This window comes from Kaistella jeonii (genome assembly GCF_000812865.1).
Lineage (GTDB): Bacteria > Bacteroidota > Bacteroidia > Flavobacteriales > Weeksellaceae > Kaistella > Kaistella jeonii.
The window spans coordinates 24,492-32,964 of sequence record NZ_JSYL01000017.1 but is presented as its reverse complement, the minus strand read 5'-3'; the positions used below and the strand labels follow the sequence as shown (position 1 = coordinate 32,964).

Below are 8,473 nucleotides of genomic sequence, written 5' to 3'. Positions count from 1 at the left end.
AAAGCAGAACTAGAGTTCGGATTACACGCTTTAGCACACAATCTAAGGAAGAAAACTGCTTAAAAGGAGCACTTTTTTAGACTATTGTGAAAAAATATATTATAATCCAAAATTTAACGTCTTGAAAAAGTAAATAAAAAACCGTCTCAAATTTATTTTGAGACGGCTTCTTTTTTGGTCTAAATTGAATAATTCGATCTTCAAAAAGTATGATATTTTTAAAAAAAACCTTGTTATATTTGAGATAAATCATCTATAAAAGAATATTTATCAGAATATCATTTTAGCTTTAGAATTTTGTATAACTTTGCCCTCCCAATTTATATTTATTATTATGAAAAAAATTACTGTTTTATTGTTAGGACTTATGTTCTCCTTCGGGTTTGCACAAGCTCCAGCAAATTATTACGATGGCACTACAGGTTTAACCGGTGCTGCTTTAAAAACAAAACTAAGCCAGATTATCACAGCAGGTGCTCAAGATAAAGGTTATGATGGTCTTTACACGGGTTATCCAACCACAGATAAAGATAAATATTACGAAAATGACGGTTCAGTTTTAGACATGTATTCCGAAAATCCTACAGGAACAGATCCTTACAATTTCCAACATGGCGTAAAAAAATGTGGAAACTATAGTTCTGAAGGCGATTGCTACAACAGAGAACACGTTGTTCCACAAAGTTTATTCGGTTCGAAATCACCAATGGTTTCCGATATTAATTTTATTCGGCCAACCGACGGAAAAGTAAATGGTATGCGAAGTAATTATCCTTTTGGAATGGTTACAAGTCCTGCCTTTACTTCAAAAAACGGAACTAAAGTTGGACCAAGCACTTCACCAGGTTACACTGGATCTGTTTGTGAACCGATCAATGAGTTTAAAGGAGATATCGCAAGAATGATTTTTTATTTTGTAACAAGATATGAATCCAAACTTTCAACTTTTTCTTCTGGCGGCATGTTAGGAAACACTGAATATCCTGGTTTAACGTCTTGGGAAAAAGATGTATTGCTAAGCTGGGCAATTCAGGATCCTGTTTCTCCGAGTGAAATTGAAAGAAATAATGCATCCTTTGTTTTTCAGAAAAACAGAAACCCGTTCATCGATCATCCAGAATGGGTGCAAACGATTTGGGGAACTCAAGTTATTGATAATGAAGCACCTTCAACGCCAACTAACTTAGTATTGAACTCCACTTCTACTGCTTCTGCAAGTTTATCATGGACTCCTTCTACAGATAATATTGGAGTTTCTTATTATAAGATTTTTGTAAATGGCATTTTCCACAGTAATTCACCTGCAAGCAGTTCTTCCGTTTCTGGATTAATACAGGGAACAACCTACACCTTTTACGTTAATGCAGTTGATGCTGCCGGAAATATTTCCCCACAAAGTAATACCGTTTCTGGAACTACTTTAATCGATACTGAAGCTCCAACTGCGGCGACCAATTTAGCGGTGACTTCTGTCGGTACCAACAGTATTGCAATACAATGGGGTGCAGGGACAGATAATATCGAAGTTGCTGGTTATAACATTTTTGTAAATGGTGCTTTGTACGGTTCTACAACTTCTACTTCTACCAATGTTGCCAACTTAGATCCTAACACTGCATACAGTATTTATGTCGTAACAAAAGATGCTGCAGGCAATCTTTCTCCGCAAAGTAATACGGTAACTGCGACTACGCTTGCGATTGGATTAAACTGTGGAGACGAAAATTTCGACTCTATTCCTGCAAGTTCTTCAACCTACTCTACTTATAACTGGACGAGTAAAGGAATTTCCTGGACTTCTGAAGATTCAAGAACCGATCAAACTCTAGTTGGAAAAGCAATTACTATTAAAAATGGTTTCCTTACTGCTTTATCAGTTCCGAATGGAATTGGTGACTTAACTGTAACTACTGGCTTGAAATTCAGCGGTGGTCCTGGAACATTGAAAATATTCGTTAATGATGTTGATACAGGAAAAACAATTCCATATAGCGTAGCAGTAACTACAACTACTATTTCGGGAATCAATATTTCTGGAGTCGTAGAAATTAGATTGCAAAATTCGAGCAGTTCAAATAGAGTCGCGATTGATGACATGAAATGGACTTGCTACAATCTAGCTGCGGTAAATGAAAGCGGTGTCGATAAAAATTCTTTATCCATCTATCCAAATCCTGTGAGAAATGGCGAATTGAATGTAAACGGTAAAAATTTATCAGAAGTTGCAACTGCTCAAATCTTTGATTTCACTGGAAAATTAGTTCAAAGTATTGCACAACCTTTTAAAAATTCGAGCAAAATAGCATTAAAAAATTTACCAAAAGGAATGTATATCTTAAAAGCTGGAACTCAAACTGCTAAATTTCTTATACAGTAAATAATAGAAATAAAATAAATCATTTGAAAAGACCAGCGTTTTGCTGGTCTTTTTTTTTATTTTTGAAGAATGAATGACCAAAAGAAATTAGGGATTATTGGAAGAAATATTTCCTACTCCTTTTCGAAAAAATATTTTGAAGATAAATTTCAGCGTTTGATGTTGAATAATTATTCCTACGATGTTTTTGATTTAAAGGATATTTCGGAAGTCGAGGAGATTTTTAAAAGTCCACATCTTATTGGGTTAAATGTGACCATTCCGTACAAAGAAAAAATCCTTCCCTATTTAGATGAGTTGAGTGATGAAGCTGCCGAAATTGGCGCAGTGAATTGTATTTTGATTAAAGATAATATTAAAAAAGGGTTTAACACTGATGTCTTTGGTTTCGAAAAAACGCTTTTAATTCATCGAAAAAAATTTCACGATTCTGCTTTGATTTTAGGAAATGGAGGTGCAGCAAAAGCGGTTCAATATGTTTTAAAAAAATATAATATTCCCTTCCAAACAGTTTCTAGAAATACGGAATTAAATTTTGAAAATATTACGAAGGAAATAGTCGCTGAAAACCCATTAATTATTCAGTGTACACCGGTTGGAACTTTTCCAAATGTAGAAGATCGTCTGGATTTTCCCTTTGAAGGAATGACCGAAAAACATTTGATTATCGACCTCATTTACAATCCCAATTACACTTCTTTCATTAAAAAAGCTTCTGAAAAAGGGGCGAAAACTGCGAACGGATATTATATGCTTGAGCAGCAGGCAGAAAAAAATTGGGAAATTTGGAATTTTCAAAAAAAATAGATTAATTTAGTGCTCTGTTTACACACAAATGAAACAAAATTAATTTCTGCCCTTTAATTCTAATAAAAAGCCTGCTATGATCACAGAAGATTCAATCTCTGACAACCCTGAAAAACAACCAATTCCTGAAGAGGTTTCCACTGAAAACATGACCGAAAAACCGACGGAAATTGCGGAAGAATACACAGTAGATATTTCCGAAGCGGAAGTTGCTGTTGAAAATTCAGAAATTACTGAAGAAATTACTGCACCAGAAACCGAATCGCCTTCTGAGGAAGTTGTGGAGGAAGTTCTCCAGGAAAAACCAGAACATCAAGCAGATGTTGATACTCAAAAATCAGTTGAAAACACACCTACAACAAAAGTTCTGTCAGAAATTGACCCGGGAAAAGCAGATCACGGCGAACCAACTCCAGATCAAAATGAAGAGACTGAATTAGAACAAACTGCTTCTTTAACTTTGCCAGAAATTTTGAAAGAAATGGAAAGCATCGTTAATAAAGAAGATGCAGGTGCAAATTTCAGAACCTTTAACCATCTGAAAGAACAGGCAAACCATTTTATTCACGACGAAATTGAAGATGAAAAACATGAATTTATTGGCGCTGGAAATGCGGAAGAGAACTTCAACTTTCATCATCCTGCTCAAACCAAACTTTCTGCATTGATTCACCTGTTCCGCGAGAAAAACGATGAATACAGCAAAAAACAGGAAGCCAATCATTCCAAAAATTTAGAAGAACGTCAGGGAATTATAGAAAAACTTAAAAATCTTTATACCAATACTGAGGTAGGAACGAACCTCTTTAAAGCCATTCGTACCATTAAAGAAGACTGGAAAAATGCTGGACAAGTAGCGAAATCAGAGTTTAAAATCCTGAATAATAATTATTTCCACCATTTGAATCAATTCTATCAAATGCTGGATATGAACAAAGAATATATGGAGCAGGAATATGCCCATAATTTGGAGAAAAGACAGCACATCATCGACAGGGCAAAAGTTCTGGAAACTGAACCTGCCGTGCAAAAAGCGCTGAATGAACTGCAATATCTGCATAAGCTCTGGAAAGAAGAAGCTGAACCTGTAGCAGAGGAATTCCGGGAGAAAACCTGGGATGAGTTCAAAGAGATTTCGAACAGAATTCACGATAGAAAAGGTGAACTTTCTGCGCAAATAGACGGAGAACAAGCTGAAAACCTCGAAAAGAAAACTAAGATCATCGAGGAAATTAAAAAGATCTGCAACCCAGAAAAAGAAGCAAATCATAATTACTGGCAGAATTCCATCAAAAAAATTGAAGATCTAAGAACTGAATTTTTAAAACTCGGAAGTGTTCCAAGAAAAGTTTCTAATCAAAACTGGAATGATTTTAAGCAACATCTTCGAAATTTCAATACAAAGAAAAACGAATTTTATAAAGGTTTGAAAAATTCGCAGCAAACCAATCTCGATAATAAACTGAAATTAATTGCCACTGCAAAAGACAATATGCTTTCGGAAGATTGGGAAATTATTGTTCCTCTTTTCAAAAAACTTCAGGATGAATGGAAAACAATCGGTCACGTTCCAAGAAGTATGACGAATAAAGTTTGGGATGATTTCCGGGAAGCTTGTAATACTTTTTTCAACAATTACAGAGAAAAAAACAATGCAGTAAGCGACAACTGGAAAGAAAATTACAAAAATAAAAAACAACTTCTCGACGAGCTGAAAGAAGTTACAGACCAAGAAGGAAGTGTTGAAAAAATAGAACACATCAAAACCAGCTGGAACAACATCGGAAAAGTTCCACGCGAAAAATTAACCATCAATACAGAGTTTAACAAAACTTTGAGAGATAAGTTGAAACTAAATAAAATTAGTGAATACAGTTTGAAAGAAGAAGGTTTGTCTGAAGATCAGCTTACCGACAAAGCCCGAAAAATTAAAAATCAAATTGGAGATCTCGAGGCAGAAATCGTGAAAATGGAAAATAATTTAGGATTCTTCAAAAATTCAACGCGCGAAAATCCTTTATTAAAAGAAACCTACGAGCGAATTGATGACAAGAAATCTGAACTTGAAAGTATGAAGCAAACGCTCCACAGTATTCTTTCGGGAGAAAATTAATCAAAGCGTTATGATCAAAAAAATATTTTTATTGCTGTTCATAGCAAGTTTAGGATTTATCAAAGCGCAGGAAAATGTGGTAGATTTAATTTCAGTTCCCGGACCGATCGATCTAGATGGAACAGAATTTTTGCTGAGTTGGAGCAAACAACCCTCAAAAACGCTTTACAGACAGCAGTTTTTACCGCGAGATGAGCAGATTGAAAATTTCACGCAACTCCTCGACTTCTCTTTTTTTAATAAAGAAATTGATATCGAACTGGCCGTAAGACAAAAAGTAGAATCGATCCAAAGCAGAGCAGAAAAAGATAAATTCGCGAAAGTAAATGTATCTGAAAGTCCGGATGGAAAAGAATACATTGTCGATTATTTTATTTCTGAAGCTCCATCAAAAGGCGATTCTTACGTAGAATATAATGTTTATCGATTTAAGCAGTTTGATACTGGAACGCAAAAAAGTTTTCTTATACTTTCTTACGCGAAAAGAAGTTATGGAGATCTGAAATCTGCCGCGAAATCTTTGGGAAAAGAAAGAGATCGTTTGATGACCAATATGATCGAATATAAAATTCCAGAAATTAAAGTCGCTGCTTTACCCGCCGGAAAATAATTTTACAAAAATAATTACCAAAACACTCGACAAATTGTTGGGTGTTTTTTTAGCAAATTATCGCTTTTCAAACCTCAATTAATTCTAGAATGACCGACCAGATTTACATGAAACGCTGCATTGAGCTTGCCAAAAAAGCTTTGGGGAAAACGTATCCTAATCCTTTGGTTGGAAGTGTGATCGTTTATAATGATACAATTATTGGAGAAGGATTTCATGCAAAAGCCGGAGAAAATCATGCAGAAATTAATGCGATCAATTCGGTTGTCAATAAAGACTTATTAAAGGATTCTACGATCTACGTCTCGCTTGAACCTTGCTCCCATTTTGGAAAAACGCCACCTTGTGCCAATAAAATTATAGAAATGGGTTTCAAAAAAGTAGTCATTGGAACGTTAGATTCTCATGAAAAAGTAAACGGAAAAGGAAAACAGATTTTAGAAGAAGCAGGAATAGAAGTCATTTCAGGAGTTTTAGAAAAAGAATGCCGGGAATTGAATAAAAGGTTCTTTACTTTTCATCAGAAGAATAGACCTTTCATTATTTTGAAATGGGCGCAATCAAACGATGGTTTTCTGGACAAAGATTTTAAAAGAACCCAAATCAGTAATGGATTAGTGAAACAATTTGTTCATACAATGCGAAGTGAAGAACATGCAATTTTGGTAGGAACGCAAACTGCATTGTCTGATCATCCAAGTTTGACCACGCGCGAAATTTCAGGGCGAAATCCGGTGAGAATTCTGATCGATCTCAGTTTAAAAGTTCCGAGAGATTTCAAAATTTACAACGACAAAGCGCCAACTTTGGTTTTTAATGCAGAGAAAAATTCAATAGAAGAGAATGTAAAATTAATTAAAATAGGAAAGGAAAATTTCCTGGAAAACTTAATGCAGAAATTATATGAGGAGCAAATTCAGTCAGTAATTATTGAAGGTGGAAGTTTTACCCTGACTCAATTTATTAAAGCTGGTCTTTGGGACGAAGCGATCATCATCAAGAATGAAAATCTGAATGTCGGAAGTGGAACCAAAGCACCGGAATTTAATTTTGAACCTTATAAAACTGAAAATTTCCGGGATAATATGGTTGAGTTTTACAGCAATAAATAATTTATTTAAATTTTACTAAACTAAAAAATATTGGAAAACTTCAGTTTTAAAACCATTAAAAAACCTATTGAAAATATCTTGCTCAAAGAAAAAGGCAGCAAGTTTATTGGCTTTGCGTTTCCGGTGAACAATGAGGTAGAATTAAAAGTGAGTTTAGAAAAAATTAGAAGCGAACATCCGAAAGCAACGCATCACTGTTACGCTTTTCGACTCGGGATTCAAGGCGAAAATTACCGCGCAAATGACGACGGCGAACCAAACGGAAGTGCAGGATTACCCATTTACAATCAACTTCTTGCGAATGAATTGACCAACATTTTACTAATTATTGTTCGATATTACGGCGGTACGAAACTAGGCGTTTCGGGTTTGGTTAAAGCCTACAAGGAATCTGCAAAACTGACTTTGGAGGAAGGTGAAATTATCACCAAAGATTTAGAAAGTGATCTGGAAATTGAATTTAATTTCGATAAACAAAACCAAATTTTCACCTTACTTAATAAATTCGAGGGAAAAATACTAGATTTTCTTTCTGAAGAACAATGCAAAATCATCGCAAAAATCAATACTTCTCAAAAAGAAAACATCTCGGAACAATTGTCCGAGATGCAAAATATTACTTTTAAATTCCTTTGATATAATAAATTCCCTAAAAATTCTTGAAACTTTACACCAAATTTGGCTCTTTATACTTTTTACTTGGCTCGTCTAATCTCTTCTTCCCATTAACATTGATGCCCAATACATTAATTGTGCTAAAGAACCAATTGCCGCAACAACATAAGTTCTCGCCGCCCAAGTTAGAGAATCTTTCACACCAACATATTCTTCAGCAGTTACGGTTCCGGTATCTTTCAGCCATTTCATCGCTCTGTTACTCGCATCGTATTCTACTGGTAAAGTAACGAATGAAAATAGGGTTGTAAATGCGAACAATGCAACACCAATTGCTAAAACGGTCGTGTTTCCATTAGGATTATCGATTGATCTGGTGGCAAACATTAAAACAATTCCGCCCATCAAAACAAATTGCATTAATCTGGAACTGATGTTGACCATCGGAACTAATGTTGACCGAAGTTTTAACATCGAATATCCAACAGCATGTTGTACAGCGTGACCACATTCATGTGCTGCAACTGCCGCTGCTGCTGCGTTTCTCTGCATGTAAACTCCTTCTGAAAGATTAACTGTTTTATCTGCAGGATTATAATGATCGGTCAACTGACCTGGAACTGAAATTACCTGTACATCATTAATTCCATTGTCACGCAACATTTTTTCTGCAATTTCTTTTCCTGACATTCCGTTTCGAAGATGAACTTGAGAATAATAGGCAAATTTAGATTTCAGTTTTGATGAAACCAACCAACTGATTAACATCGAAACACCTATTATCAAATAATATCCTGTCATTTTTACTTGTATTTATGTATTTTGAAATTGCCTTCTTA

The 8,473-nt window shown here is 35.0% G+C and carries 7 protein-coding genes; 6 read left to right on the top strand and 1 reads right to left on the bottom strand.

Features of this window, described 5'->3' with window-relative positions:
- Positions 1-334: 334 nt before the first annotated feature.
- The 6 genes from OA86_RS14520 (at position 335) to OA86_RS15740 (ending at position 7,655) form a co-directional block, all read left to right on the top strand.
- Complete coding sequence (locus OA86_RS14520; protein WP_052257546.1) at positions 335-2,377, top strand: endonuclease; 2,043 nt, start codon at positions 335-337, stop codon at positions 2,375-2,377.
- A gap of 69 nt (positions 2,378-2,446) precedes the next feature.
- Positions 2,447-3,184, top strand: coding sequence for a shikimate dehydrogenase family protein (locus OA86_RS14515; protein ID WP_039354814.1), 738 nt, complete (start codon positions 2,447-2,449; stop codon positions 3,182-3,184).
- Between the two features lie 76 nt (positions 3,185-3,260).
- A complete protein-coding gene (locus tag OA86_RS14510; protein WP_082017344.1) occupies positions 3,261-5,297 on the top strand; it encodes a DUF349 domain-containing protein in 2,037 nt (678 codons plus the stop codon).
- A 10-nt stretch (positions 5,298-5,307) separates the two neighbouring features.
- Positions 5,308-5,907, top strand: coding sequence for an HI_0983 family protein (locus tag OA86_RS14505; RefSeq protein WP_039354811.1), 600 nt, complete (start codon positions 5,308-5,310; stop codon positions 5,905-5,907).
- A gap of 89 nt (positions 5,908-5,996) precedes the next feature.
- Entirely contained in the window at positions 5,997-7,019 is a 1,023-nt protein-coding gene (gene ribD / locus OA86_RS15745) for a bifunctional diaminohydroxyphosphoribosylaminopyrimidine deaminase/5-amino-6-(5-phosphoribosylamino)uracil reductase RibD (RefSeq protein WP_039354808.1), read from the top strand.
- Positions 7,020-7,049: 30 nt separating this feature from the next.
- Positions 7,050-7,655: an IMPACT family protein gene (locus tag OA86_RS15740; protein ID WP_039354806.1), complete on the top strand. Its 606-nt coding sequence runs from the start codon at positions 7,050-7,052 to the stop codon at positions 7,653-7,655.
- A 72-nt stretch (positions 7,656-7,727) separates the two neighbouring features.
- Here OA86_RS15740 and OA86_RS14490 read toward each other — a convergent pair whose 3' ends face one another.
- Entirely contained in the window at positions 7,728-8,435 is a 708-nt protein-coding gene (locus OA86_RS14490; RefSeq protein WP_039354803.1) for a zinc metallopeptidase, read from the bottom strand.
- Between the last annotated feature and the right edge of the window lie 38 nt (positions 8,436-8,473).

What these genes read in the sequence shown, in the direction of transcription:
- OA86_RS14520 (WP_052257546.1), top strand. Translation starts at nt 335, where the DNA reads ATGAAAAAAATTACTGTTTTATTGTTAGGACTTATGTTCTCCTTCGGG.
- OA86_RS14515 (WP_039354814.1), top strand. Translation starts at nt 2,447, where the DNA reads ATGAATGACCAAAAGAAATTAGGGATTATTGGAAGAAATATTTCCTAC.
- OA86_RS14510 (WP_082017344.1), top strand. Translation starts at nt 3,261, where the DNA reads ATGATCACAGAAGATTCAATCTCTGACAACCCTGAAAAACAACCAATT.
- OA86_RS14505 (WP_039354811.1), top strand. Translation starts at nt 5,308, where the DNA reads ATGATCAAAAAAATATTTTTATTGCTGTTCATAGCAAGTTTAGGATTT.
- ribD (WP_039354808.1), top strand. Translation starts at nt 5,997, where the DNA reads ATGACCGACCAGATTTACATGAAACGCTGCATTGAGCTTGCCAAAAAA.
- OA86_RS14490 (WP_039354803.1), bottom strand. Translation starts at nt 8,435, where the DNA reads ATGACAGGATATTATTTGATAATAGGTGTTTCGATGTTAATCAGTTGG.